The organism is Paenibacillus sp. sgz302191, from assembly GCF_057749925.1.
Genome location: NZ_JBYLHY010000111.1, coordinates 1 through 520, shown reverse-complemented (window position 1 = coordinate 520; position 520 = coordinate 1). Strand labels below are relative to the sequence as shown.

The following is a 520-nucleotide window of genomic DNA, read 5'->3' as shown; positions in this document are numbered from 1 at the left end:
CACACGTTGCCGCGCTTCCACCTCGAACCTATCTACCTCGTCGTCTACAAGGGGTCTTACATACTGGGAAATCTCATCTTGAGGGGGGCTTCACGCTTAGATGCTTTCAGCGCTTATCCCCTCCGTACATAGCTACCCAGCTATGCCTCTGGCGAGACAACTGGTACACCAGCGGTACGTCCATCCCGGTCCTCTCGTACTAAGGACAGCTCCTCTCAAATTTCCTACGCCCGCGACAGATAGGGACCGAACTGTCTCACGACGTTCTGAACCCAGCTCGCGTACCGCTTTAATGGGCGAACAGCCCAACCCTTGGGACCTACTTCAGCCCCAGGATGCGATGAGCCGACATCGAGGTGCCAAACCTCCCCGTCGATGTGGACTCTTGGGGGAGATAAGCCTGTTATCCCCAGGGTAGCTTTTATCCGTTGAGCGATGGCCCTTCCATTCGGTACCACCGGATCACTAAGCCCGACTTTCGTCCCTGCTCGACCTGTTTGTCTCGCAGTCAAGCTCCCTT

The 520-nt window shown here is 56.2% G+C and carries 1 rRNA gene; it reads right to left on the bottom strand.

Annotated features, from left to right (window positions below):
- Positions 1-520, bottom strand: a 23S ribosomal RNA gene (locus AC3G2T_RS38835); the annotation flags it as partial.